The organism is Paenibacillus uliginis N3/975, from assembly GCF_900177425.1.
Taxonomy (GTDB): Bacteria; Bacillota; Bacilli; order Paenibacillales; family Paenibacillaceae; genus Paenibacillus_AQ; species Paenibacillus_AQ uliginis.
Genome location: NZ_LT840184.1, coordinates 79722 through 106384, shown reverse-complemented (window position 1 = coordinate 106384; position 26663 = coordinate 79722). Strand labels below are relative to the sequence as shown.

Below are 26663 nucleotides of genomic sequence, written 5' to 3'. Positions count from 1 at the left end.
CCCCCTTATTTATTTGTGTTTCATTAGTCCGCTTTAATTTCAAGCAGCTCGTATTTAATGATCCCCATAGGGGCACTTACATGAATAACGCTTCCCACTTCTTTACCCATCAGCTCTTTACCCAGCGGGCTTTCGTAGGATATTTTATTATCTGCAACATCCGCCTCAGCCGGTCCAACGATCCGGTACTTAATTTTTTCAGAAAATTCAATATCATTTAAGACAACGACAGAGCCCACACTAACTTTGTCTAAGTTCAAATTGTCCGCGTCAATGACTTTGGCCTTGGTCAACATCTTTTCAAGCACGATGATTCGGGTCTCCATAAACGACTGGTCATCTTTCGCGGAGTGATACTCACTGTTCTCCTTCAGATCACCATAACTGATAGCCAGTTTCAGGCGTTCTGCCAGCTCTTTACGTTTGGGCCCTTTCAAATACTTCAGTTCTTCTTCCAACTTGGCGTAACCCTCGGCGGTGACAATTACCTCTTCTTCTTTAGACATTTTTACAGCTCCTATTATCTTGGTTTATTCCATTGTACCCTAAATCGGAGAACTGTGTTCATTAAGCCTACCGCAGAAGCGGCTCGTTGTCTGAAAACAGAAGTGGATTGTCCCGCAGCATAGGCGAGATAATGTCGGTTAACTTTACCGTGTCACACACCCGTACAACCGAATCTCCCCACTTCCCTTTGTACATAGCCCCTTGTTCCTCCAGCAGCTCATCCACCTTCCAAAAATATTCAGAAGAGGCTGGGCCAGCATGTCTGCGAGAAGGTACCGGAATTTCCGTACCGTCTTCCAGCACCGTATACAGCGCCTCATGTCCCTCAGTAAGGCGGCCTGGTACATCTACCCACTCCTCAATGCCATGAATGAAAGTATTCCGTCGCAAGTCCACACCCAGCAGCATAATGGTCGCCTTACGATCCAGAAGCTTGCCCCATACCGATTCCCGGTGACATGGCGAGTCGAATCGTTCAGCCCCTTCGGTAAATGCTGCAGCATCCTTTCCAAGAGCCGCCACGGAGTGGGTCGGATGATATGAACGGATTACTCCTGTACGCTTGCGAAACAGTTCTGGAAGAATCCCAACACAGGAAGGCGAGTGTTCCACCTCAAATTTGGGGTTATCGGCCTTGATATACGACCATGTATGGGTAGGCAGGACAAGCAATCCACCCTCCATATATTCCGATAGGGCATCTAGTACCGTTTCTGCGCCTCCTTCAACTTCACCAATACTTTTCATAGAAGAATGGACAAGAAGAGTTCCTGTCCGGTCAATACCCAAGTCTTCAAGTTCTTTCAATAAACTGGATTTGGTATGCATATATGAAAGTCCTCCTTATTATGAAAGCCGGGAATGTCATGCTAGAAAAAAAGCGTACCACAAAAATCCGATACGCTTTGCTGCTTCCCCTGATGTTATTTAAAAAGCCTTACTATGCTTTATTAATTTGTTTGCTTCTGAGCTGTCCGCAGGCAGCATCAATATCGGTTCCATGCTCAAGACGGACACTGACACTGACTCCCTGCTTTTTCAAGGTATCATAGAAGGCTGTGATCGATTCCTGTGTACTGCGTTGGTATTGACTGTGTTCATCTACCGGGTTGTATGGGATCAGGTTCACGTTCGCCAATTTTTTTCTGTTGCCCACAAGCTCTGCAAGCTCCAGCGCGTGCTCCTTCTGATCATTAACATCCTTCAGCAAAATATATTCCAGCGTAATTCTCCGGTTGGATTTCTCAAGATAGTAATCAATGGCTGGCATCAGTTTTTCCAGCGGATAAGCACGGTTAATCTTCATAATTCGGGTACGAAGCTCATTATTTGGCGCATGTAGAGAAATCGCCAGGTTTACCTGCAAATCGCTATCAGCGAATTCAATAATTTTGGGAGCCAGTCCGCTCGTTGAAACGGTTATATGTCTCGGTCCGATCGCTAAACCTTTATGGTCTTTAATAACACGAATGAAGTCAGACATATTCTCAAAATTATCAAACGGCTCACCAATTCCCATAACAACGATATGACTCACCCGCTCATCGTTGTTCGCTTCGTCTAAATGATGCTGAACCTTCATGATCTGTTCAACGATTTCTCCACTGGACAGATCACGACTCTTGCTAATAAGTCCGCTCGCACAGAAGCTGCAGCCGATGTTACAGCCAACCTGGGTGGTGACACACACGGACAATCCAAACTTATGACGCATCAGCACCGTCTCGATCAGGTTGCCATCCACCAGCTTGAACAGGAATTTTACAGTACCGTCTGCAGACTCCTGCTTCGTGTGCACTTCTAGCGTCAATATAGAAAAATGATCCTCAAGAAGCTGAAGGCATTCCTCATTAACGTCCGCCATGTCCGAAAAGCTCGTGACCCGCTTCCGGTATAGCCAGTCCCATACCCGTGCTGCGCGAGATTTCTTATGTCCTCGTTCTTCAAGCCATGAAGCCAGTTGATCTAAAGTTAATCCATATATGGATGGTTTGTTCATTTATCTGTCCTTTCTTTTTACGAAAACAGTAAAATTTAATCTTACTCTATATGTTGAACTAAAGATTCTTAGCCTGAGCATCACTACGAATGCGGATTATTCTCCGCCCGAAGTTCTTCTATTTCATTAGTTCAATCTATATACATCAATATTCTGATTATTATTGTCCCAAAATTCCATGATGAACACAAGGGTAGTTATTGACTCTTCCTTTGCCTCTTGTGAAACAGAATCGTTCAGGAATACTCCGCACCTTTTTCGCCCAAAGATAATACCATGAAGTAAACCCATGACAGCAGCCTAGAAAGGTGTGATAGTTATGACTGAAGTCATCAGAAACTTCTTTACAAGCGGCAATACGGCCCGCGGCTTTACGAGCCTTCTTCACTCTTCCCTGCAGGAAATAGAGTCTCTTTTTATCGTCGATGGTTCCCCCGGCAGCGGTAATACGAATCTCATACAGGTTATCGGAGACGAAGCGTCCCGACTCGGCTATGAGCTGTGGATCCTGCACTCTGCTTCGGATAATGATTCAATTGACGGTTGGATCGCTCCTGGTTTGAAGACCGGTATGATCACTGGCGCGGCCTTCCGGGGCATGGACGTTGATGAGACAGGAGCAGCTATCCAGTATCTTAACCTGGACGATACCTGTATTGACCTGGAAGGGCTGAGCGGCTCCCAAAGTAAAATTAAAAATCTAAATCTCCAAATAAAGCAGTTCCATGAGGATGCCTACGCCGGTTTTGCGGAAGCTCTTCGTATACATGATGATTGGGAAAAACTGTATATACACAATATGGATTTTGGTGCTGCTAATGAGATGACTGACGAATATATTCAACAATTGTATGGTGAGCAAAAGCTGGAGAAACAGCCCCGCGTAGACCACCGCTTCCTTGGAGCAGCAACTCCAAAAGGAGCAGTGGATTATGTCCCCGATCTGACTAACGGCTTGAAGAGGTATCTCGTAAAGGGGCGAGCCGGTTCCGGCAAATCAACCATGCTCAAGAAAATAGCAGCAGCCGGTGAGGAACGAGGGTTCGATGTGGAAATCTACCACTGCGGTTTTGATCCGAACAGTCTCGATATGGTTATTGTGAGAGAAGCCGGATTTGCGATCTTTGACAGCACAGCACCGCATGAGTACTTCCCTGACCGACCATCCGATGAGATCGTCGATACGTATGCACGCTGCATTCAACCGGGAACGGATGAACAGCATGCCGAAGTTCTTAATGACTTCAAACAGCGTTATTCGGCCAAAATGAAAGAATCAATCCAGCATCTTACAAATGCCAAATCACAATTGGATCTGCTTAAAGAGATCTATGTACCTTTTGTTAATCATGACAAAGTTGAAGAGATCAAGGAGGATCTCCGACGTGAAGTTCTCGGTATAGCGCAGAAATCTTAACGATAATCACAAAAAATAACATTCAATCGAAAAAACAGCCGTGTGAGGTACGGGATACGTCCTGCATAGCGCGGCTGTTTTTATTATGAAAAACTCAATATAAAGAGGATTCCCGGGGCATATGGTGGAAGTGTACTGCAGTACATTTTTTCGGGGGGACGTGTCTATTATGAAAAAATACGGGTTGCCTTTGATCATCCTCTTGATGAGCATTCTTTACATTTTCTTCATTCCATCCGACCAAGTAGCGATCAAAACTTTGTTCAAGTTGATTCCTATGATGCTGATTATCGGTTATGCCTACCTGCATATGCCTTATTCAAAAACACGTATACACTATATGATGTTGACCGGATTGTTCTTCTGCATGCTGGGCGATGGTCTGATCATATGGTGGTTCGAGTTCGGACTGGCCGCATTCCTGATCGGTCATCTGTTTTATATGATGGGCTTCTTTACCCGATGGAAGTTTTCTGTCATCCGTTTCGCCTGCATCGTACCTATTGCGGTGTATTCTTTCTTCATCGGTAAGGAACTTATCGCTGCACTGCAATTGAACGGACAAGAGTCTTTGATCATCCCGGTACTGGCATACATTACTGTGATATCCCTCATGCTGTGGTCAGCCATCATGACCGGCAACCTGTGGGCAATCGCCGGAAGCATTCTGTTTGTGATCTCTGACTCGATTCTGTCCTGGAATATGTTTGTATCTGACATTTCTTATTCCGATGTGCTCATTATGACAACCTACTACAGCGCACAGTTCCTGATTGCACGGAGCATTGCGGCGTTTCAAGGTTCGAACCGATATTCTTCAGCCAGACATTTTCCTGTAAATTAATGGTTGTTAGTATACACCGTGTTATGTTACCATGGCATTAATTCATAGGAACGGAGGGTTACGTGTGGTTAACTAATTTTTCGATTGTTCATTGCGCATTGAGATAATAGCACTTGATTTGGGCTGTGCTGTGTGTGCATGTAATCGGAAAATGGTCTACCTACAGGTAACTAACCTTATTTGATGATATATAATAACGGAACCATGAACGGGACTTTATGTCGCTTCAAGACATATATAGCATCCTGAGATGTTCTTTTATTTGTTGTCTTTTTCCGACTACTGGTGACACAGGCACTTTGCCTGTGTTTTTTATTTTTATTACCGTGGAGGGAATTATCTATGAAGAAACAACGAATTGAAAGTAACGGAATCCACATCTATACGGAAAGCTTCGGAAACAGCAGCGATCCAGCTGTTTTACTCATCATGGGAGCTCAGTCCTCCATGATTTGGTGGGAAAAAGAATTTTGTCAACGTTTAGGCGACACAGGCCGGTTTGTGATCCGTTATGATAACCGTGATGTGGGCCGCTCTACAACGTATGAACCGGGCCATCCGGAATACACCTTTGAGGACATGGCGGATGATGCTATACACATCCTGGATGCCTACGCAATCGAAAAGGCGCATATCGTGGGCATGTCCATGGGCGGGATGCTAACCCAAATGATTGCTCTGCGTCATCCGGACAGAGTGTCCGCCATTACGCTCATAATGACTTCGAACTTTGCCTCTCATCTGCCCGAGATCGAGGAAAAGGTGATGAAGTATTTCGCCGAGAATGCCGCCATGGACTTGTCGGATAAGCAAGCGTTTATTCAATTTACGATCGGTAGGTGGAACGTGCTTACCGGTCGAAAATATCCTTTTGATGAGGAAAGAATAGCCCGACTGGCTGAGGAAGAATGGGAACACTCCGACAATGCAGCCAGCTTAAATAATCACGGACTTATTGCCGGCGGTGAATCCTATCTTGGCAGAACGGCAGAAATCAGTGTTCCAACGCAAGTTATCCATGGCACGGACGACCCCATCATTCCTTATGCACATGGTGTTCACCTGGCGGATGTCATCCCTGGGGCTTCCCTAACTACACTGGAAGGTATAGGGCACGAATTACCACGGGAAGTGTGGGACACAATCATTGAGGTCATTACGAAGCATTAAGCAAAAAGAGCAGCTTCCGAAGTCTAACTGGACTTCGGAAGCTAACAAAAAAAGATCCAATGCCATAGCCTAAGGCTGTACATTGAATCTCTGGTGTTCCAGTCGATTTTGAATTCTAACCATTATTTTCTAATTTATTATCTATCCTGCCAATTCCATAAATGGGCTTCTCCCATATGAATATCCCTTACCCAGGGCTCTTTCTTGAGCTTTAACAGCTCTTTTGTCGGTCCCGTAATCACAACTCCATAGATGTTAACACCATTCGACTCAACATACTGCGTGACTTGTTCGATATTTAGGAACGGAGCAATCCTCCGGGTAATGGACGAGTGATCTTGCATCAATCGAAGTGTTTTTATGAAATTCTCATTTCTCAAATCACCGCTTCCGTATTCCTCAACAGGCGGATAAGCGCCTCCCTGCATAACCGTTTTGCCAAACCAGCCTGATTTCTCTTCCTTGTAGCTCGTAATCGTTAAATCATCGTGGTGCCACATCGGGTTATAAGGAAATCCGATCAGATCATTCTCCTCTAACCCGGCATCTACCGCAAACCATACGGGATCCATGTTCTTGCCCTCTAACTGCTTCAATATCTCATCGGTCGAAAAAAAACGGTCCAATGATACATAGGCTTCGGCTACGGTTCCTTCCGGAAGTTTCTCTAATGTACTCCAATCCTGCTCCATATCTTCGTAAGTTTCTTCAGGAAGCTTAAAATAATTGTTATTTTGATAATCATTGGACCATGTCATCTGCTGTATATTCGGTTTTCCAAACCTAAAGGACAACGAGTAATCGCCAATCTTATACCTTTCGTCACCCACCTGCTTTTTCATATCCCCGGTCAGCTCAAAATTGAAAAATCCATTCGTATTACTGTTTAAGAAAACACTCACATTCGGGTGGGTTACCGCGATCGCAAAAGAAGCCACATCACTATAGATTTCCCTTCGGCTAGGGTTACCCTCACCATAATAAATAGAACTAAAAATATTACTGGCCCACGAAACCAAAATGAATATGACCAACACACTTAAAACCGTATTCAAACGCGCTTTCCATTTCCCTCGCCGTATAATTTCCCCTTCGAGACGCGTCTCTGCCTGATTGTCGGTCCCGGCACGCTCCTTCCCCAGCAACTCATCCAAATGCGCCTGATAGGCTTCCATTTTCTCAAGCTCTTTCTCGATCTCCACCCGTTCCTCTTCAGACAGCTTACCTTCTTCGTAATCCTGTAGTTTCCGCCGAAAATCGTCACTCATTCTGACCCACCCTTCCCTTTCTGTTGCCGAAGTTTTTGTCTCGCACGAAACAGTAGTATTTTAAAATGAGACAGCCCCACCTTCATCAGATCCGATGCCTCCTGATATGACATCTGGTGAAATTCATACAGTAAAATGGCCTGCTTCTGTTGTTCCGGCAACTCGTCGATCGCCAGCTTCAGTTCGTCCCACCGTTCTTGCTCCATTACTTGCTTCTCCAACGTACTAGGCTGAGATAATGTGTTGAAAAATCCGATATCCTGAATTATGGTGCGTTTGTTTTTCCGCTTTGCATCTATGAACGCATGATAAGCCACTCGGAACAGCCACGGCTTTACTTGATCATCCTTGCAGTTTTCCAAGTGCAAATATGCGCGGTAAAAGGTTTCCTGCAGTATATCCTCGGTCATATGATGATCCCGGCAGAGAGAGTACAAGTAACGATAAACGTCTTTCATATATTTTTGATAGATCCGGTCCAAGTCGTCTCGTTTCATTGCCTCCCCCCTCACCCTATACACGTATTGACCCTGCCAAAAGTTACACAAAAAACTTCATCAGCCCCAAAGAGCCAATGAAGTTTCATTTTAATAGCTTATATAACACCGCTATAACGACAAGAAAAAAGACATGATCTAATGAAGACCATGTCTGTTTGTTCCCAACTCTATTCACCACTTTATGCATCGGCTCTAGCGCATCATCTCTTTTACGAGTTCCCGGTTACGCTGTTTAAATAAATCATTGTGTGAGGATACCATACCCGACTTGTACGCATCGGGTTGGATATACTGCTTCGCTTGGTTAACAGCGTTAGCTGCATCCTGGAAGGCTCCTGCAATAAGATGTAGCTTCCCGTCGTGCTTCAGAATGTCTCCTGCCGCATATAGCCCCTCAATCGATGAGGCACTATTGGCATCGCCTGCAATGTAATATTGATCCGCTATTTCAATATTAAGCTCACTGTTCTCAAGCAAGGTTTTATCCCGCTCGTATCCATGATTGATAATTACTTCATCGATGGATAATGTCGTTACCTCACCCGTCTCATGATTCGTGAGCTCCACTCGCTCGATCGTTTCATGATTGGCACCAGCGATCAGCTTGGTGATCGACGTATTCAAACAACAAACTGCCGAACTGTTCATCAGCTGCGCTGCTTGAGCCTCATGTCCTGCCAGTGTACTTTTTCGATAGGTCAGATAAACTTTCTTAGCAATCGGTTCAAGTTCATTGGCCCAATCGATGGCCGAGTTGCCTCCCCCTGAAATAATTACCGTTTTATCCTTAAACCGCTTTAAAGATTTCACCGTGTAATTTAGGTTAGACACTTCAAATCTTTCTGCTCCTTCGATCTCAAGCTTTTGCGGATTGAGAATCCCGCCTCCGACAGCAACGATCACCGTTTTTGAATAATGCTTCTGTCCTGAAACGGTATGTAATACGAATATTCCGTCATCGTTCCGTGTAATCGACTCCACTTTCTCATTAAGATGCACTTCCGGATTAAAGGTTAATCCCTGCTCAATCAATTGTTCAATGAGTTTTGCTCCGGTAACCGGCGTAAGTCCACCAACATCCCAGATCATTTTTTCCGGATACACATGTATTTTACCGCCCAAATGCGGCTGATACTCAATGATCTTCGCTTTCATCTCCCGAAGCCCACTATAAAAAGCAGAGTAAAGCCCTGCAGGCCCTCCTCCGATTATCGTCACATCAAACAAATCTTGTTGTTCCACAATCGCCCACCCCCTGAAATAATTGTTAATGATTATCATTCTCAATACAATATAATCTCATTCCGCTCTTTTTACAACTAAAATTAGAGGTTGACAACATAATTGCATAACTTTAAAGTAATAAAAGTAGTGAAACTGATAATCATTATCAACAAAACCAATCTTTAATCAATTTAAATGGAGGTTCCCTAATGACTCGCCTATATACAGAGGACTTAAGCATTGGCTATGGTGAACGTCTCATTGTGAAGCGGCTTAGTGTGAAGATTCCCGACAAAAAAATCACCACGATTATCGGGGCCAATGGCTGTGGTAAATCAACACTGTTAAAAGCCATTACGCGCATTATCTCACATCAAGACGGAACGATCCTGTTGGATGGAAAACATATCGCTAAAGAAGACACCAAAGCCCTAGCCAGAAAGATGGCGATTCTCCCCCAGTCACCCGAAAGTGCCAGCGGACTCACCGTCGGCGAGCTTGTATCCTACGGCCGCTTTCCATACCAGAAAGGCTTCGGTCGTTTAACGAAAAAAGATTACGAAGTCATCGACTGGGCTCTTGAGGTGACAGGAACCATAGAATTTAAGTTCCGCCCTGTAGATGCCTTGTCCGGAGGACAGCGTCAGCGGGTCTGGATTGCCATGGCTTTAGCCCAGGAAACAGACATTATTTTTCTGGATGAGCCCACTACCTACCTGGATTTGGCGCACCAGCTGGAAGTTCTGGAGCTGCTGCAAAAGCTAAATCTAGAGCAAGAACGCACCATCGTCATGGTTTTGCATGACCTGAATCAGGCCGCCCGTTTTGCCGACTATATCATCGCCATGAAAGACGGTGAAATCGTCAAATCCGGAAGCTGCGAGGAAGTGATCCATCATGATGTGCTGCGAAAGGTGTTTCAGATTGATGCCGAAATTGGCAAGGATCCCCGAACGGGTAAACCGATGTGTATCACATACAACTTACTAAAAGGAGAAACTACACAACATGAGAAAAAAAATATACATCCCGTTCATTCTACTGTTACTGCTGGCTCTTAGTGCCTGCGGTAATCCGTCAACTAATAAAGAGGGGAACGCAACCCCTAACGATAAAGAAAAAAACGAGTCATCAACCATAACATACCAATCGGAGAATGGTCCTGTTGAGGTTCCTGCTGATCCGCAGCGTGTCGTCGTGCTGTCCAGTTTTACAGGGAACGTTATGTCACTTGGCGTTAACGTTGTCGGCGTCGATTCCTGGTCCAAGAAAAATCCTCGCTTTGAACCACAACTAAAAGATGTTCCGGAAGTGAGCGATGAAAGCCTTGAGAAAATCATCGAGCTCGATCCCGATCTGATCATTGGTCTGTCCAGTATTAACAATGTTGATAAATTAAAAGAAATTGCGCCGACCGTAACGTACACCTACGGTAAAGTAGACTACCTGACACAGCATCTGGAAATTGGTAAATTGCTCAACAAAGAGAAGGAAGCTGCTGCATGGGTAGATGACTTTAAGAAACGTGCGGCGAAAGTCGGAGAAGACATCAAAGCTAAAATCGGTCCGGACAAGACCGTATCCGTTATCGAAAATTTCGATAAACAACTGTACGTCTACGGCGACAATTGGGGCCGCGGTACTGAAATTCTGTTCCAGGAAATGAAGCTGAACATGCCGGAGAAGGTAAAAGAAACGGCGCTCGAAGCTGGCTATTATGCCCTATCTTCAGAAGTTCTCCCGGAATTCGCAGGTGATTACGTCATTCTGAGCAAAGACCCAGGTCAGGATAACTCCTTCCAGGAAACCGAAACGTACAAGAACATTCCCGCTGTGAAGAACAATCAAGTGTTTGAGGTCAATATGAATGAGTTCTACTTCAATGATCCGCTTACGCTCGACTTCCAGCTGGACTTCTTTAAAAAATCATTTCTTGGTAGCTGATGAACGATCATGAGTACTGAAACTAAACGTACCATTCCATTTATTTATAAGCTGTTAGCCGGTGTAGCGGTGTTTGTTGCCATGTTTATCGTCGCCATGCTATTTGGAGCAGCCGATACAACCATAAACGATGTATGGCTGGCGCTAACCTCGAATGCCCACGGAGATAAGATTACGATCCTCCGAGAAATCCGGCTGCCCCGTGAAATGGCCGCCATCTTTGTCGGTGCCGCGCTGGCGGTCTCCGGTGCTGTTATGCAAGGTATGACCCGTAACCCGTTGGCTGATCCCGGTCTACTTGGGCTCACGGCTGGTGCCAATGCGGCACTGGCTATAACGATGGCATGGATGCCTTCTGTGAATTACTTCGGCATTATGATTGCCTGTTTTATCGGTGCTGCTGTCGGTTCCTTCATGGTGTTCAGTTTAGGCGCGATCAAAAAAGGCGGCTTCTCTCCTCTTCGTCTTGTTCTGGCGGGAGCTGCCGTATCCGCGTTCTTGTACGCGATCGCTGAAGGCGTCGGCATCTATTTCAAAATATCCAAAGATGTCTCCATGTGGACAGCCGGAGGTATGATCGGGACCACCTGGAGCCAGCTTCAGGTTATCGTCCCTGTTATCGTGCTCGGTATCATCATTGCCCTCCTCCTCTCAAGACAACTTACAATTCTTAGTCTAAGCGAAGAGGTCGCAGTAAGCTTGGGCCAAAAGACGGTGCGTATCAAAGCCATTCTGTTTATTGTCACGATTTTGCTTGCTGGTGCATCGGTTGCCCTCGTCGGGAACATGGCATTCATCGGACTGATGGTTCCCCATATTGTTAGAGCGGTTGTCGGAACGGATTACCGGTTTATCATACCGATGTCGGCAATCTCCGGCGCAACCTTTATGCTGTTTGCTGATACGCTCGGACGTACCCTCAATGCTCCGTTCGAAACTCCAGTGGCGGCTATCGTGGCGATGATGGGCTTGCCTTTCTTCCTGATAATCGTTCGTAAAGGAGGAAAAGCATTCTCATGATCCATCCAGCACTTATAAAAAAACGACGGTTGATTCTCATCGGATTGACTGCGCTTATTGTTGTAACAGCCGTCATCAGCATGGGGATGGGCTACTCCTCCTTGTCCTATGACAGGCTGATCCCGACTCTGCTCGGTCAGGGGACGTTTAAAGAAAACTTTGTGCTATTCTCTATTCGTTTACCACGATTGCTAATTACCCTGCTCGCAGGAATGGCGCTGGCGTTATCCGGTGCTATTTTGCAAGGAATCACACGTAATGATCTCGCAGACCCGGGGATCATCGGCATTAACTCGGGTGCGGGTGTAGCGATCGCCATATTCTTTCTGTTCTTTCCTATTGAGGCTGGCTCATTCGTGTATATACTTCCTTTGGTCGCATTCCTCGGTGCATTGATTACAGCATTTCTGATCTACGCGCTGTCGTACAACCGCATTTCAGGCCTGCAGCCGACAAGATTAGTACTGATTGGTGTTGGTTTTTCGATGGCTCTGTCGGGCGTGATGATTGTCATCACTTCATCCGCAGAGCGTTCCAAAGTCGATTTTATCGCAAAATGGATCGCCGGAAACATATGGGGCTCGGACTGGCCATTTATATGGGCTATTCTCCCTTGGCTGATCATTCTCATACCATTTACGCTGTACAAGGCGAATCGGTTGAATCTACTGGGGCTCAGCGAGCCAGTCGCTGTCGGCGTTGGGGTATCCATTGAAAAAGAACGTCTTGTTCTGCTCCTGACGGCCGTGGCGCTTGCCGCTTCCGCGGTTTCGGTAACAGGCGGAATCGCCTTTATCGGACTCATGGCTCCGCACATCGCGAAAGCGTTGGTCGGACCGCGAAACCAGATGTTTATCCCTGTCGCTATTCTGGTCGGCGGATGGCTGTTGATGTTCGCTGACACGATTGGCCGTAATCTCGTTGATCCTGACGGCATTCCGGCGGGGATTATGGTCGCGTTGATCGGCGGACCTTACTTTATGTATTTGTTGCTGAAAAAAACAGATTGACAGCGATGTCCGAAAAAAGTTGAAATTCTACGGCTTTACGCAAGGGTCTATATGATTGACCGGCACCTTGCTTATTTCGAAATATCAACGAACCCTTCGCCGAACACGTCTCATGAAAAAAAGCACCCGACGAATGCGCGGTGCTCCCTTCTGATTCCGTAACAAGTATTCTTCGCTATAACGTTTAAGACAGATGTCCCTAGGAAAATCTCATCGTTTATGTTACTTTCCCGGCAATGGCAGGCCTGCCTCCAGTTGGCCTAAGGCCGTATCCAACAATTGCTTGAAGTCAGCATCCGGATGCTCTGCATAATGCAGCATGACTGAAATATTCACGCCGATGACCGCCCCGGCAAAAGTACGAACTGCCATATCGTCCGGCGAACAGCCGATACGCTTGGCCACCATCTCCGAAATCAACTTCATCGTCTCGGTCATGTTGTTCAAGGTTGCCGCCCTGAGCTCGGGAATGCTCATAATCAGTTGATCTCGTTCTCGCATCGTGGCCAGCTCACCATCCGACAGTTCTTTAACTCCCGAGACCATCGCTTGACGGACGGCCTGAATCGGGCTCAGATCTGAAGGTTGATCTTCAAAAGCAGCGTTAAGAAGCGGATCGTAATTATCTGTAGTGACTACCTCTTCCTTGGTTGGAAAATATCGAAAAAAAGTACTCGGTGATATTTCCGCAGCCTCGGCAATTTGTTCGACGGTAGTTTCGTGATAGCCCAGTTCTCTAAAAAGACGCAACGCATGCATCTGAACTGCCGCCATGGTTTTGGCTTTTTTGCGTTCTCGCAACCCAATGGTTTTTTTGTTATTTGATGACACCCTGCTCACTCCCCAATGGTATTTTGCTCGAACTCCATTTATTCGATCCCATGAACCGTCCCAACAAGATACGTTTTAGCGAATCCAAACACAAGCTACCCACAAAGGAATTTAGGAATCGAGCAATAGGAATCATTTCGAAATCGAGTCTCTTTGCTTCATCAGCTGTTATGTGGCGTTATTCCACGTGTCACGTGCCCCCACATCTTAATCAATCATATGTAAGTTTAGCATGATTACGAAATGATGAGAAGTTAGCATACTCTAGCATGATCATTCAACTGTTCTTGTATCATCACTGGTTTTTTATATTTTCACCGCGAATATCACAAGTCCCTTTGAACAATACCGGCCCATCCTGCACAGCTCCCCGCTGCAAGCAGCCCCAATGCGCCGAACACTGATGTGATAGGCAGCCCCTCTCCCTCACTAATGGCTGCTGCATCAAACAAATTAAACAAGTTAGCCTTTGCCATCCACATAAAACTATCATTCAAGCTAGAGATTATATTTAATAAAAACATAATTGATACTATTCCAATCCCAATCGACAAAGCTCCGCGTTCAGAGTTCAGCCATGGAGATAATGCAAATCCGATTCCCATAAATGCTAGTGAGGTCAATAATCCTGCCAACATAACGTTCGTTACTGCCAAAGGCGCATTCAGCATGCCGATAAATCTCCCTATCAACAAGACAATTCCTGTCGATACAACAGCAATGACAATCACTTGATAAATATGCGCGAGCCATTTAGCCCAATAAATAGAGGTTCGGCTATACGGAAGCGTAAATAAGAACTCCACTGTATGACGATCTCGCTCTTTGACAATGGAGCCAATTGCCCAGCTCAAAGAGAAAAAACCAAGGAGAAGTAAAAAAAACGTGAATGGCTGCCCGGATACCCATCCTTCAAAAGTAGTGAGGTTTTCGGAGTAGTTTTCCAATCGCTCTTCCTGCATTTTTTTCTTCACACTCTCCAAATATGACTTGGAGGCTGCCGCGGGGATGGCTTGGAGAAGCCCTACGACCAGTAAAGCAATCCAGAAGCTTCTTTGATTTTGGTTAAATTCATAACGCATCATTTTATTCATGTCCGAGCCACCCCACCTGATTCATTGACTTCCGAAACATACTCGCTCATAAATTTTTCCTCAAGCGACGTTCTGCGCACGCTCAAATCCTTAATTGGCATTTTGGACAGCACGGCAAGAAGAGAACGAAGTTCCTTATCTTGAACACGGAATCGGTAAATACCGTTTTCACATTTTGTATTCGGATCAATTTTATACAGTTCTTGCAGCTGATCGCGTTCATCCATTTCAGAAAAAGAAACCTCGATGAAATGATCGCCAGCAGCAGAAATCTCTGATACCGTTGATACTTGTATTAAGCGCCCGTTTCGAATAATAGCAACATGGTCACATAATTTTTCAACTTCAGTCAGTATATGAGTTGAGAAAAACACAGTTGTTCCTTTTAACTCATTCCATTCACGGAGTATTTGGAAAAATTGTTGCTGCACGAGCGGATCCAATCCCGAGGTTGGTTCATCTAGAATAAGTAATTCGGGATTATGAATAAGTGCAAGAAGAATGCCGAGTTTCTTTCGATTTCCCAATGAATAGGATTTGATTTTCTGATTTCCATTCCATTGAAGTCTGTCTGCATATTCATGAATCGGAGACTTTTTTAAGTTTACTCCGTGTACGTTTGCCGTGAAATTCAGAACTTGATTGCCTGTCATATCTGGATAAAGCCGAACCTCGGATGGGAGATAACCTATTTTTTTGCGCAGTCGCGGGTCGTCACCATTGACACGATGTCCCAAAACAAATATCTCTCCTGATGTAGGAGCAATCAATTGCAAAAGCAATCGTATCGTCGTCGATTTTCCAGCCCCATTAGGCCCGATAAATCCGAAGATTTCACCTCGCTCTACCTTTAGATTCAGATCAATCACACCACGCTTGCCGCTGTATGTTTTATTCAGATTCCGGAGAAGAATGGCAGACATACTACACCACCTTATTAGTGATTTTACTTTACGAGGTTGTTCAAAAAGTCCGCTTTTGATCACGAAGTGAATCAGGAAGTGGGCTCGGCATCGAATCTTGAATTCAACCAGTCCTTCCGGTGCTCACGTACCCAAAACGTACGCTCCGCTCCTCAGTTCCTAGCTTCATCCAACCTTCTCGGTGCTGAAAACCGACCTTTTTGAACACGCACTTTATGTAACAAACTTGCTTATTCCCCAATCACATTTTGATTCAACTCTAGCGTTCTGTTGGAGTTTGTCTTCTTTTGTATAAAAATTACTGTTAACAGGAGTCCTAGAACCGCTACTCCTCCGCATACCCACAGCATCATTTCCATTCCAGCAACGAAGGAAGCGCGTACTGAATTCAATAAAGCTGCCGAGTCGATTTTCTGTGCCACGGCTGCTCCAGCAGATACGCTGCGCTGCACAACTTCTGCAACATCTCCCGGTAAACCGCTTAAATCAAGATTATTTCGATAGTAAGTGCTGAGAACGGTCCCTAATATAGCAACCCCCATCGTCCCCCCAACTTGACGTAGTGCCATAATTAAAGCCGAACCTACACCGCTGCGTTCTGCTGAAAGTGCCGACATTGCAACATCCATTGCCGCAGGTAAAGCAAATCCTATCCCTAATCCCACTACAGTGACCCATATGGAAGCAAAACCGTAGCCACTATCCACACCCGTATTGGCTCCAACAGCTAAACCGGCAAAGAGTATCGAGAAACCAAGTGCTATAGTAGCCCGGGTACCAAACTTCGATTGAAGTTTATCGGATATCGGAGCTCCAAACAAAAGCCCGCCAACTAATGGCAATAAGCGTAGTCCGGAGCCTAACGCATCCACACCTTGAACTGCTTGGAAATATTGAGGCGTTACAAACAATACACCAAACATGGCAAAGGAAATTACAGTAGCCAGTATCGATCCCCATGTAAATTTGGATGATCGAAATAACGATGGATCAATAAGCGGCTGTTTGACTCGTTTTTCCCACAACATAAAAACGGCTAAGCACAATATCCCGCCAATTATAGAAGATAATGCTGTAACGTCTCCCCATCCTCTTTCGCCAATTTCAATTACTCCGTACGTTAAGCCGATCAATCCAAGGCTCGAAGCAAGAATCCCTATCGTATCCACTTTTTGCTTAACTTCGCTGCGCGTTTCAGGCAACAATATAGAGACGGCGATTAAAGCAATAATGACTAACGGGATGTTGATAAGAAAAACCGAGCCCCACCAATAGTTATTCAGTAACCAGCCTCCCACAACCGGTCCCAGCGGAATACCGAGCGCGTTCGCCATCATCCATACGCCTATTGCTTTAGGACGTTCTTCCTCTGAGAACAATACTGGTATGATTGACATTGATAATGGTACCAAAAATGCAGCACCAAGCCCCAAAACTGCGCGTCCAGCAATCAGCTCCCAGGATGAACTAGCATAAGCACATGCTGCAGAAGCCGCCCCAAACACAATCAAGCCAATAATAAGCATCTTCTTTCGTCCCAATCGATCTCCTAACAAACCTGCTGGCAAAAGCATAGCAGCAAATATAAGGTTATACGCATCCGCAAACCACTGCAGATCCCCATTCGTTGCATGCAAATCCGTAGCAAGAACGGGCAGAGCGAGGTTAAGAATTGTCATATCTAGTCCAACCGCAATGATTCCCACTGCAAGAGCACCTAGCACCCACCATCTTCGATTCCCTTGATTAATCATGAGAGTTACCACCTTTCAATATCAATAATGAGAGTTTATTTCACTTGATAGTCACTGTCAAATTATTTTTTGTTAATTCCTGGTTCTTTTAAAGCATCTGACAACGACCTCCTCCCATCCGTACGGCAATCGACAAGGTTACTCTCTTCAGTCATGCACCGCCTGGACAACGCAAAAAAGCCCGGGAACACATCCCGGGGCAGATCCCTGACTTATACAAGAAAAATGGCAACCACGGTCGTCACAGCCAGACCGATCAATACCGGCTTCAAATTCCGCCGCGCCAGCTCAAACGGGCTCACACCGCAAATGGCGGCGGCCGGAATAAGAGCCCACGGGATGAGCGTGCCACCACCCACCCAGATCGCTGCTACTTGACCGAGCGCCGTTAAGGTTGCCGCACTCGAGTGGGTTGCGACGGCAAACAGCTGCGCGATCGATCCTGCAAGCGAGATACCGGAGAAGCCCGACCCATCCAATCCCGTAATCGCTCCGGTAATTGTCAGGGTTACAGCACCTACTGCTCCATTCATCGGCACGCTACCAGCCAGAGCCACGCCAAGGTCGTTCACAATGCCATGCGAAGACTCCGGCAGCACTTTGCCGAATAGATCTGTGAATGCCGAATCGCCCAGATAGAAAAAGGCGGCAATCGAAATAACCGGGCCGAACACTTTAAATCCAAAAACAAATCCATCAATCAGATAGGATGTGACCTTCTCCAGACCTTGGTTACGATGTGCAAGCAAAGTTACGACGATCAGAATAAACACGGCTGTACCACCAACGAGTGCCGTAGCATCTCCGCCCTGCAGTTTTAGTAAGAACATTGCAGCGGTTGCCTGTTAAAGTACAATTCTTCACAATCTCGCATTCAATGTAAGAAAAAAGCTACCCTATTTAAATGTGTCGCACATCCAGTTATAAAATTTTTCCTTCTCTTCAAATTGTGGATAATGGGCTGATTGCTCAAAAGAAATAAACTCTTTTTTATCCGCTTCAATCCTATCAAAATATTTTTTTGCTGCATTAGATGAAGTCATAGCGTCGTATTTACCCATTACAAAATAAAATGGTAAATCAAGTTTGGTAACTGCCTTAGGTAGTGGCTTATCAAAAACCTCTTTTACAAGTTGTTCTTGTGTCTTAGCAACTCCATTGTTATAACGAATAAAATCCAACAAATTATATTCACGACTTAATAGTATCTCGCCATCCGACATATTAATAAGTCTTGTAGCGCCGCCGTACTTCCCTACATAACCTCTTGGAGCCGCTGCCTCTCCTTTATATATTTTTTCAGCGATCCCCTCTAAGTACTTCACATCTTCTGTATTTCCGGCTTTTTTTGCTTCACTTATTGTATAATTCAAATTATCTATTTCACTTTCTTGCATATTACTCACCTGACCAGTCCCAATATAGGCTTCATATTTTTCTGGAGCTTTATAAGCAGCCGTTGTTCCTAAATATGTGCCGTAAGAATGACCTATTAAGATCACTTTCTCTTTACCAAATCGTTTCGAAATATAATCCGTAAGTTCTAATAAATCATCTACAAGTACGTCTGCCGTTAAGTTAGAATAATCCTCATTAAAATGATACGATTTGCCGCTTCCTCTTTGATCGTAATTAACGACAGTGAAATCCTTTTCTAATAAGTCTTCGTACTTGGCATAAGGAATTTCGGACACACTCGGTCCCCCGTGTACATATATAATGACCGGGTTATTTTGATCACGACCTCTAATCATGATTTGCTGTTTGGTACCATTGATCTCAACTTGTTCTAGAACGCTAATACTGTTATCCCCTTTTATATTCGAAGTCCATGTGGGCCTGAAAAGTGCGATTACCAGTATTATAATAATGAATACACCGACATATTTTATTAATCTCTTTAAGTTTTTCATCTAATCCCTCCTTAATCAATACTATACAAATGAAAAGTAATATACTGTAGTACCGGTAAGTCACTAATAAGTCATAAATATTTATAAATAAAACGACAAATTATGACCTTTGGCTAATTTTTTATAATAAGGGGCTGCAATCAAAAAAAGAGCATAGACAAAGTCAATTTAACTTCATCTACGCTCTCTTATTTAATGTTTCTTATCTTCTATAAGACTCTCTTCCATTGCTTTAGTAATAGCGGAAGATCTGTTTTTTACATTCAATTTCGAATAAATGGTAGAAACATAATTTTTCACAGTTCCCATGGAAAGAAACATTTTTTCTGTAATGTCTTTATTGGACAATCCTTGGGTTAAACATTTGAGAACTTTTATTTCTTGATTATTTAAATCATAGGGATGAATCATAGCGTTATGGTCTTGATCCGTGTGTGAGTTATTTTTTAATTGTATTTGACCAAACACCTCTTTTGCTAATTGTTGAGGAATGAGGGAGCCTCCGTAATACACCATTTTAATTCCCTGAACTAAATATTCTGGATCAACAGCCTTTAATATATAACCCTCTGCACCAGCATTTAAGGCATTCAACACATGAGTGACATCTTGAAAAGTAGTAAGGATGATCACTTTTATATTGGGCCAACGTTTTTTTATTTCTTCTGTTGCCTTAACCCCATCCATCACCGGCATTTGAATATCCATTAAAAGAATATCAAGGTTTTCCCTTTCGCATAAAGCAATTGCCTCTTCTCCATTTTCTGCAGTTCCAACAATCTCAATGTCAGAAATATTTTCAATCACAATTTTTAAACTTTTTCTTAGAATCTCTTGATCTTCAACGATTGCCGCTTTAATCATGATCATTAAACTTCCTTTGCCATAGGTATGTTACACGTGATCCTCATACCATTATTCAATTTAGAATCAAAGTTAACCGTACCCGCTAATGCCGATATTCGATCTTTCATGGAGCATAAGCCAAATCCTAAATTTAATTTATGACAACCATTTCCATTATCTTCGATAAGAACGATCAATTCTTCTTGTTCAAACGAAATATTTACTTTAATAAAAGTAGCCTGACCATGTCTTTTCGCATTTGTAAGTCCTTCTTGGATACAACGAATAATGGCAAACTTTACTCTTTCACTGACTTTGGTCGCTTCCCCTTTGACATTCAGTTGTATATCTGTTGATGTATGTTTCATAAAATCAGCAATCAATTCTTTCACTGATTCAACAAGTGTCTGATGGTCCGTTGGAGACATATGGTGAATTGTCTTTCTCACATCGTTCAAGCCATTCCGTGCTAAATCTGAAATCTCTTTTATACTTTTTTCTGCTTCTTTTTGATCTGCCCGATATAGAAAAGGAAGGGCATCTAAGCTTGTTATGACCGATGTGAAAATATGGCCTACCGTATCATGCAAATCTTGTGAAACTCTATTTCGTTCTTCCTTTATCGTCAGTTCCTCAATTTTTTTGGAGTAATACTCCAAATCCTTATTTTTTTCCTCTATAGAGGCAATTAACTCTTTATTAGCTTTATTGACGATGGTCATCCTTCCTAAGCAAAACCCAATACCATAAAAAATAGTAGTATCAATGAAGAGTTTAAAGAAATCCTGATTAGTAAAGAGACTGCCTGCCCATGTACTAGCTAATACGGCGAAAGGTCCTAACCAAATTAATGGCTTAACTTGACAAGCATAAGCAAGAGTAAGGATAGGCACAAGTAAAAAACTGTAAGTCACTGATATATCATACTGTCTTGATAAGTAAATAAACAAAGACCCCGTTAACAACACCTCGGCCATTAAATAATAATGGAACTTTATAAGCCCAGGCCGATAAAATAGATGGGGTATGATATAAGAACAACTAGCCCATAAAAGTATAATCCACTTTTCCGAACCAATCGTACTAACGAATATCGCGTATCCATTAAAAGAAAACCATACCGTACGCATGAGAAATAGAAAATAGTCGGGCCAATGCCATTTCCTTTGATCTATTATTGCTTCCACTTTTATTCCCCCATCTTCGGTGTATATACCATCATTCCTAATACTAATCATTTTCGAATCCTACCTGGAGATGATAAATTAAAACTGTACTGTAGTTTCAAAAGAGTCAACATTTTCAATTCTTTTTTGTATTTATTTGTTCTAAACTTCTAACTACTATCCTCTATTACAACTCTGATTAATATCCCTTATTTAATTTCTCCCCCACTAAATAATGTAGAGATGATTTCCTTTTGTTGAATAGATTTTTTATAGAAAATTACCCGTTGTATTTTTAATTAAAATAAATTTAGGACATTATAACTTATCATATACATATTTTTTTAATTATACCATTTCCTTCTTCACTGAAACTCCAGTTAGTTTAGGTGAGACACTTCATACTTGAAGATGTTTATACAATCGAGGAGATTAAAGCAGCATTTGCAGAAGTAACTAAAATATATACTTTTTCAATTATCAAATCATATAACAAGTCTACTTAAGGTGAATTTTTTCAAATTCATCACCAACCTTTTTCATATTCTATAGAACCAGACTTGAATTTTGAGGGGGAAAAGTACGGGGATAGAATTCACGGCTCTCCATTGGATTTACGTTGTTTTTATTGTCCTTATCATTGGCTTTATGGTTAAACGTCGCGATACCACCCTCATTTGTGTAGTAGGCATCTTCATGCTAGCAATCTTTGCTACAGGCGATTTAACTGCGTCCATTAGTGGTGTTTTTAATAGTTTTATTTATGCCATTACAGAGCTGTTGTCGATTATTCTTATTATTTCTATTATCGTTGCCATGAGTCGGATTTCTGGTATTAATGAGGTCATGATTGCTCCTTTTACAAAAATCATTAAAACACCTGCACTTGCTTACTGGACGATTGGTCTGTTAATGATGTTTATTTCGTGGTTCTTTTGGCCATCACCAGCTGTGGCACTGTTAGGGGCTGTTCTCTTACCTGTTGCAATTCGTGCGGGCCTCCCAAGTCTTGGAGTGCCTAGTGCAGTCAGTCCTACTCGGGCTGCCACTGGTAGCAGTACAGCACCGATCAGCGCCACCGCCGGAGACGGCCAGAAGAAAAATGACGTGATCATCATGATGATACCAATACCCCAGTATAGCATTGCAGGTGTTCGCAGGAAGCGGGTCAGCGGTGACACCATCGTCTCATTAATGCCCGTAAGGATGAGAACCCGGCTCATGGCTACAATGATCGAGATGATCATAATGGTTCCCATCAGCTCTTTTGTCGCATAAATAAAGGAATTGAATATACCGGATACCGATCCGGCCAGCGTCTCGGTCGCCAGCACCCCCAGCGCAAAAATACCAGCTACGCATATCATCGTTGTATCCCGTCGCCGGATCAGCAACGCCATAATAAACACGATAAACGCCAGATACACATAATGAATTGCCGTCAAATGAATGCCCATCGCAAGGCCACACCCTTCCCGAAGCCGCTAAAAGTTGTGTTATATGCTATGCAGAGGCCTGGGCAAGTGTTCAGGGGCACGAACAAAACACCATTCTATTTCCCATCACAGGAATAAAGAATGGTGTCTTTCATGGAACACAGAACGAGCGTATGATACTTAACCTTTGATAGCACCAATCATAATCCCTTTTTCAAAATACTTGGACACGACCGGATAGAAAAGAAGTACCGGAATACTGGATACAATAACCACAGCATACTTGATTGACTGCTTGATCATATTGACCTCGCTTTGGTTGCTGGTCATGATCGCCTGATTGGCCACATCGCCCATCTGGTTCTGTACGAGGATTTCCCTCAAAATCAGCTGCAACGGGAACAAGTCACGATCCGACAAATAAATCATGGCATCGAAATAACCGTTCCATCTGCCCACGCCATAGAACATCATCATTACCGCGATAATTGGCGTTGAAAGTGGCAATACAACCTTGATCAGCAGCTGCATATCGGTAGCTCCGTCAATAAATGCACTTTCCTCCAGCTCTACGGGAATGTTCTGCTGGAAGTAGGTACGCATAATAATCATGTTGTATACGCTGACCGCACCCGGCAGAATCATAACCCACATGGTGTTGATAATGCCCAATTGTTGGTTAACCAAATACGTAGGAATCAGACCGCCGGAGAAGAACATCGTGAACGTAAACAAGATCGTAATAAAATTCCGTCCCCGAAAATCCCGCCGGGATAACGGGTATGCCGCCAGCGTTGTCATCATGACGTTAACGGCTGTTCCCAGCCCGGTGTAGATCACAGCATTTTTGAAGCCCATCCATATATCCGGGTTATCAAACACCCGCTTATATCCTTCTAATGTAAAGCCTCGAGGCCAGAGCAATAAGGCATTGTCGAATATTTGACGGGGATCACTGAGCGATGCAAACACAACAAACAATAATGGATACAAAATAATCAGTGTAATGATTCCAATCACTGATATGTTGATCCAATTAAAAATTTTGTCTTCTCTAGATAGAAATAACTGCATAGTTGCCCCTCCTTACCACAGGCTTGTCTCACTAAATTTCTGAGCGAATTTATTCACCAGATACAGAACGATAAAGTTAATGATATTGTTAAAAAAGCCCACAGCAGCAGAGAAGCTATATTCCGCATTCAAAATACCCGCTTTATACGTATATGTTGACAAAACCTCGGATGTAGCAAGGTTTGCATCATTCTGCATTAACAGTACCTTTTCGAATCCAACTGACATGACGGACCCGGTGGCTAAGATGGCGCAGATCACAATGGTCGGCATGATCGCCGGAATCGTAATGTGGCGAATGCACTGCATTCGGGATGCACCTTCAAGATAAGCGGCTTCATATTGGTCTTGCGGAATGCCGGACATCGCAGCGGTATAGATCAACGTCCCCCAACCGACCGTCTGCCAAATACCAGACCAGACAAAAACGTGTGGAAACAACTTCGGATCGCCGATAAAATCAATTGGCGTGCCGCCGAAATACTCAATTATGGCATTAATAACACCGTCGACCGGAGACGTAAAAAACGTAACCATACCGACAATGATAACAATCGAAATAAAGTTAGGAATGTAGGAAATGGTTTGTACAAGAGACTTATACTTCTTACTGCGAAGCTCATTAAACATGACAGCTAATATAATCGGCAGCGGAATGCCAACAAGGAGGCTGTACAGACTGATTCGCAGGGTGTTGATAATAACATCCCAGAAATAGAAGGCGTTAAAAAATCTTTCGAAATGGGCAAAGCCCACCCACGGACTGTCCATAATTCCGAGTGCTGGAGAGTAGTCTTTAAACGAAATAATAATCCCGTACATCGGGATGTAGTTCCATATAATCAAGGAGGTTAGTGGCAGAAGCATCATGATATACAACCATTTATGCTTCCGAAATGAATTGCGTTTCGGCTTAAGAAGATTTTTCTTGTGAAGTGAAGATTCCATAGTTTTCCCCTCTCCTTAAAATTTGGGGAGATTCCCTAAGAATCTCCCCAAACAACAGATCGTTTAGCTCTCTTTATAACGTTTGTATTGCGTTTGCTTGATTTCCAAGTATTTATCCGAACCCATTTTTTTCAACTGCGCAATGTAGTTATCCCACTCTTTGTCGATATCCTTGGTGCCTGTAACAAACTCAACACGCATCTGTCCGACAAAGTTACCTACGTCTGCAAGAATAGAGGAGGATTCATTCGCTTCCTCGATGGTTGCCGGCAGGTCTGGCAGCATTACACTTGGCAATGTCTCTTCCGTCAAATCCGTGTAGACCATTGCTTCTTTTTTGCCTGCAGCCGCTCTAACTTCCGGAGAAAGCTCTATGTATGGGAAATACCCGCCATACACGTTATCTACGTGCTGGAATGCTCCGAGCCCGATACCATCTTTGTAGTTCAAGATCTCATCGATGTAGACCATCTTGCCGTCTTCCATATTGTAGGTAACGCCTTCTTTACCGAGATAGCCAAACACGCTGCCTTCTTCACTGTAGAAATAGTCAACCCATTTCAGAATAGCTCCTGGGTCCTTCGCATCCTTCGTGACGACAAGACTGGATGCGCCCGCAACCTGGGAATCGGTCAGGGAAGCGGTATCTCCGTTAGGACCAGCAAGAACGTTAATTGCGACAAAATCATCCTTTACGCTCTCGCCGACATAATCCGGTGCCGCCCAGTTCCAAGCGCCGACCGTATCTTTTGCAGCGTCAGCAGTCCATTTGTCATAGTCAACGCCGCTGAAAGCCTGCTTGTTGATAGCCCCGTTTTTGTACATCCGGTTCTCGTACTTCAGAAGCTCTTTATACCCGTCGGCTGTAATCGTAAGCTGAATCTCATCGTTATCATCAACATAGATAAAGTTACCTAATGCCTTGCGGCCGCCGTTACCAATGCCAAAGGAACCCATCATCATCTGCTCGAAGGTCCAGCCAAGCGAACCACTTGGCATATACCAGCCCTGCTCATCGTTCTGGCCATTGCCGTTTGGATCCTTCGTAACGAATGCCATCAAAGCCTCTTCCAGCTCGACAGTGGTCTTAGGAACCTCCATGCCGAGGTTGTCCAGCCACTTCTTGTTGATCCACAAGCGGATCGTCCGGTTACCTTCCGGATATGGGTCGAGATAAGGAGTTGCATAGATGTGACCATCCGCACTGGTTAACCCTTTTCTTACATCTTCGTTCTCCTCGAGATACTTCTGCAGATTCGGCGCATGCTCCTTGATCAAATCCTCCAGCGGCAAGAACAGACCTTGCTTACCGTATTTCAGCAATTCTCCATTGTTCCAGTCCACTTGATAGAACGCATCAGGCAGATCGCCTCTGGTCAAAATGACGTTTTTCTTCTCGCCGATATCCGTGAGCTCTTCCCAGTTCACTTTAATTCCGGACATTTTCTCGTATTCTTTCCACATCCACAAATCGCTTGATGCAGGCCGCAGGTTGTTCCAGCTTGGTCTTAAGAGCGAAATTTCTGTCGTTTTCGTGCTCGCATCACCAGAATCCGGTTTCTTCGCTTCCTCTGATTTACCACCACAAGCTGTAACGAGCAGGGACGATGCTAGCAACATTGATATTACAACTTTCCCCTTTTTCGAAGTAAACACTCAACCAACCCCCAATATTTGATATATCATGTTCAATTACAAACTGATTATATGATATACTATCGTATTTGTCTAGCGCTTACATTTCTATTTTTTGGTGATGTAAGCGATTATCCTTG

23 protein-coding genes and 3 pseudogenes are annotated in these 26663 nt (G+C 44.0%); 8 read left to right on the top strand and 18 right to left on the bottom strand.

Translation table 11 applies throughout. The annotated features are described in order from the left end of the window. Positions 1 to 23 precede the first annotated feature (23 nt). The 3 genes from greA to rlmN form a co-directional block, all read right to left on the bottom strand. Positions 24 to 506: a transcription elongation factor GreA gene (gene greA / locus B9N86_RS00505; RefSeq protein WP_208917195.1), complete on the bottom strand. Its 483-nt coding sequence runs from the start codon at positions 504 to 506 to the stop codon at positions 24 to 26. Positions 507 to 573: 67 nt separating this feature from the next. Beyond that, on the bottom strand, positions 574 to 1335 hold the full coding sequence (locus B9N86_RS00500; protein ID WP_208917193.1) for an AAC(3) family N-acetyltransferase: 762 nt from the start codon (positions 1333 to 1335) through the stop codon (positions 574 to 576). A 112-nt stretch (positions 1336 to 1447) separates the two neighbouring features. Next, on the bottom strand, positions 1448 to 2506 hold the full coding sequence (gene rlmN, locus B9N86_RS00495) for a dual-specificity RNA methyltransferase RlmN (RefSeq protein WP_208917191.1): 1059 nt from the start codon (positions 2504 to 2506) through the stop codon (positions 1448 to 1450). Positions 2507 to 2825: 319 nt separating this feature from the next. Between rlmN and B9N86_RS00490 the strand changes: the two genes are divergently transcribed. The 3 genes from B9N86_RS00490 (at position 2826) to B9N86_RS00480 (ending at position 5937) form a co-directional block, all read left to right on the top strand. Further along, positions 2826 to 3923, top strand: a complete 1098-nt coding sequence (locus B9N86_RS00490) for a PRK06851 family protein (protein WP_208917189.1) — start codon at positions 2826 to 2828, stop codon at positions 3921 to 3923. A 169-nt stretch (positions 3924 to 4092) separates the two neighbouring features. Further along, positions 4093 to 4767, top strand: coding sequence for a lysoplasmalogenase (locus B9N86_RS00485; RefSeq protein WP_208917187.1), 675 nt, complete (start codon positions 4093 to 4095; stop codon positions 4765 to 4767). Between the two features lie 342 nt (positions 4768 to 5109). Beyond that, on the top strand, positions 5110 to 5937 hold the full coding sequence (locus B9N86_RS00480) for an alpha/beta fold hydrolase (protein ID WP_208917185.1): 828 nt from the start codon (positions 5110 to 5112) through the stop codon (positions 5935 to 5937). 137 nt (positions 5938 to 6074) lie between these two features. Here B9N86_RS00480 and B9N86_RS00475 read toward each other — a convergent pair whose 3' ends face one another. From B9N86_RS00475 to B9N86_RS00465, 3 genes are all read right to left on the bottom strand, one after another. Then, a complete protein-coding gene (locus tag B9N86_RS00475; RefSeq protein ID WP_208917183.1) occupies positions 6075 to 7205 on the bottom strand; it encodes an anti-sigma factor in 1131 nt (376 codons plus the stop codon). Further along, entirely contained in the window at positions 7202 to 7702 is a 501-nt protein-coding gene (locus B9N86_RS00470) for a sigma-70 family RNA polymerase sigma factor (RefSeq protein ID WP_208917181.1), read from the bottom strand. The genes B9N86_RS00475 and B9N86_RS00470 overlap by 4 nt, the downstream gene beginning before the upstream one ends. 195 nt (positions 7703 to 7897) lie before the next feature. Next, on the bottom strand, positions 7898 to 8986 hold the full coding sequence (locus tag B9N86_RS00465; protein ID WP_425298565.1) for an NAD(P)/FAD-dependent oxidoreductase: 1089 nt from the start codon (positions 8984 to 8986) through the stop codon (positions 7898 to 7900). A gap of 152 nt (positions 8987 to 9138) precedes the next feature. Here B9N86_RS00465 and B9N86_RS00460 point away from each other — a divergent pair, with 152 nt between their 5' ends. The 4 genes from B9N86_RS00460 to B9N86_RS00445 are packed head-to-tail and all read left to right on the top strand — an operon-like array spanning position 9139 to position 12903. Beyond that, complete coding sequence (locus tag B9N86_RS00460) at positions 9139 to 9990, top strand: ABC transporter ATP-binding protein (protein ID WP_208917177.1); 852 nt, start codon at positions 9139 to 9141, stop codon at positions 9988 to 9990. Then, positions 9938 to 10873 carry an iron-hydroxamate ABC transporter substrate-binding protein gene (locus B9N86_RS00455; RefSeq protein WP_208917175.1) on the top strand — a complete coding sequence of 312 codons (936 nt, stop codon included), beginning with the start codon at positions 9938 to 9940 and terminating at the stop codon, positions 10871 to 10873. Before B9N86_RS00460 ends, B9N86_RS00455 begins: the two co-directional genes overlap by 53 nt. A gap of 9 nt (positions 10874 to 10882) precedes the next feature. Beyond that, the gene (locus B9N86_RS00450; protein ID WP_208917173.1) at positions 10883 to 11893 is read left to right on the top strand and encodes a FecCD family ABC transporter permease; all 1011 of its coding nucleotides are present in this window, start codon (positions 10883 to 10885) and stop codon (positions 11891 to 11893) included. Further along, the gene (locus B9N86_RS00445; protein ID WP_208917171.1) at positions 11890 to 12903 is read left to right on the top strand and encodes a FecCD family ABC transporter permease; all 1014 of its coding nucleotides are present in this window, start codon (positions 11890 to 11892) and stop codon (positions 12901 to 12903) included. Before B9N86_RS00450 ends, B9N86_RS00445 begins: the two co-directional genes overlap by 4 nt. Positions 12904 to 13125: 222 nt before the next feature. Here the strand turns inward: B9N86_RS00445 and B9N86_RS00440 are convergent, their stop codons facing one another. From B9N86_RS00440 to B9N86_RS00405, 8 genes and pseudogenes are all read right to left on the bottom strand, one after another. Then, entirely contained in the window at positions 13126 to 13662 is a 537-nt protein-coding gene (locus B9N86_RS00440) for an acyl-CoA-like ligand-binding transcription factor (RefSeq protein ID WP_244562906.1), read from the bottom strand. Between the two features lie 398 nt (positions 13663 to 14060). Next, positions 14061 to 14828: an ABC transporter permease subunit gene (locus B9N86_RS00435; RefSeq protein WP_208917168.1), complete on the bottom strand. Its 768-nt coding sequence runs from the start codon at positions 14826 to 14828 to the stop codon at positions 14061 to 14063. Next, positions 14825 to 15751, bottom strand: a complete 927-nt coding sequence (locus B9N86_RS00430) for an ABC transporter ATP-binding protein (protein WP_208917166.1) — start codon at positions 15749 to 15751, stop codon at positions 14825 to 14827. Before B9N86_RS00430 ends, B9N86_RS00435 begins: the two co-directional genes overlap by 4 nt. Before the next feature lie 230 nt (positions 15752 to 15981). After that, positions 15982 to 17505 carry an MFS transporter gene (locus tag B9N86_RS00425; protein WP_208917164.1) on the bottom strand — a complete coding sequence of 508 codons (1524 nt, stop codon included), beginning with the start codon at positions 17503 to 17505 and terminating at the stop codon, positions 15982 to 15984. Positions 17506 to 17717: 212 nt separating this feature from the next. Then, positions 17718 to 18341: pseudogene (locus tag B9N86_RS00420) on the bottom strand (hypothetical protein); the annotation flags it as partial. A gap of 60 nt (positions 18342 to 18401) precedes the next feature. Then, positions 18402 to 19418 carry an alpha/beta hydrolase gene (locus B9N86_RS00415; RefSeq protein ID WP_208917161.1) on the bottom strand — a complete coding sequence of 339 codons (1017 nt, stop codon included), beginning with the start codon at positions 19416 to 19418 and terminating at the stop codon, positions 18402 to 18404. A gap of 192 nt (positions 19419 to 19610) precedes the next feature. After that, the gene (locus B9N86_RS00410) at positions 19611 to 20282 is read right to left on the bottom strand and encodes a response regulator transcription factor (protein ID WP_244562905.1); all 672 of its coding nucleotides are present in this window, start codon (positions 20280 to 20282) and stop codon (positions 19611 to 19613) included. A gap of 5 nt (positions 20283 to 20287) precedes the next feature. After that, entirely contained in the window at positions 20288 to 21241 is a 954-nt protein-coding gene (locus tag B9N86_RS00405; RefSeq protein WP_210190626.1) for a sensor histidine kinase, read from the bottom strand. Between the two features lie 756 nt (positions 21242 to 21997). Between B9N86_RS00405 and B9N86_RS30070 the strand changes: the two are divergent. Then, positions 21998 to 22462: pseudogene (locus tag B9N86_RS30070) on the top strand (hypothetical protein); the annotation flags it as partial. Here B9N86_RS30070 and B9N86_RS00400 read toward each other — a convergent pair. The 4 genes and pseudogenes from B9N86_RS00400 to B9N86_RS00385 form a co-directional block, all read right to left on the bottom strand. Beyond that, positions 22447 to 22887: pseudogene (locus B9N86_RS00400) on the bottom strand (hypothetical protein); the annotation flags it as partial. The pseudogenes B9N86_RS30070 and B9N86_RS00400 overlap by 16 nt on opposite strands. Positions 22888 to 23046: 159 nt before the next feature. Next, positions 23047 to 23940, bottom strand: coding sequence for a carbohydrate ABC transporter permease (locus B9N86_RS00395; protein ID WP_208917155.1), 894 nt, complete (start codon positions 23938 to 23940; stop codon positions 23047 to 23049). A 12-nt stretch (positions 23941 to 23952) separates the two neighbouring features. Further along, positions 23953 to 24888 carry an ABC transporter permease gene (locus tag B9N86_RS00390; protein ID WP_208917153.1) on the bottom strand — a complete coding sequence of 312 codons (936 nt, stop codon included), beginning with the start codon at positions 24886 to 24888 and terminating at the stop codon, positions 23953 to 23955. 63 nt (positions 24889 to 24951) lie between these two features. Continuing rightward, positions 24952 to 26508, bottom strand: a complete 1557-nt coding sequence (locus tag B9N86_RS00385) for an extracellular solute-binding protein (protein WP_244562904.1) — start codon at positions 26506 to 26508, stop codon at positions 24952 to 24954. Between the last annotated feature and the right edge of the window lie 155 nt (positions 26509 to 26663).